At 67.1% G+C, this 523-nt stretch carries 1 protein-coding gene; it reads right to left on the bottom strand.

Annotation, left to right across the window (positions count from 1 at the left end; all coding sequences use genetic code 11):
- Positions 1–314: hypothetical protein (locus AC3RXY_RS12950; protein WP_491511348.1), on the bottom strand; the 314-nt coding region annotated here is incomplete at its 3' end.
- Positions 315–523 lie beyond the last annotated feature (209 nt).

The following is a 523-nucleotide window of genomic DNA, read 5'->3' as shown; positions in this document are numbered from 1 at the left end:
CGAGGGACGATCCCCGTCACGACGGGGACGATCACCGTACGAGGGACGATCCCCATCACGGCGCGGACGGTCACCGTACGAGGGACGATCCCCATCCCGGCGGGGCCGGTCACCATAGGAGGGACGATCCCCATCCCGGCGGGGACGGTCACCATAGGACGGACGATCCCCATCCCGGCGGGGACGATCACCATAGGACGGACGATCCCCATTACGACGAGGACGGTCGCCATACGAGGGACGATCCCCGTCACGACGAGGACGATCACCGTCGCGGCGCGGACGATCCCCATCACGACGGCCGGCGCCGCCACGGCCGGAGGAACCCTCCCGAGATCCGCGCGATCCGTCGTTCCGAGGGGGCCGACCACCGGCGCCCTCGCCCTCCGCACCGCGTGCGTCACGCTCCTCAGCCATGGACATACCTCCTCGGCAAAAACTACCCTATAAACACGAAATGGCCACCCAGCACTGGGTGGCCATTTCGCTCAAAAGAAGTCCGGCGGTGTCCTACTCTCCCACA

This window comes from Microbacterium longlingense (assembly GCF_058349825.2).
The sequence above is the reverse complement of the archived record's forward strand: the minus strand, read 5'-3'. Positions and strand labels throughout refer to the sequence as shown.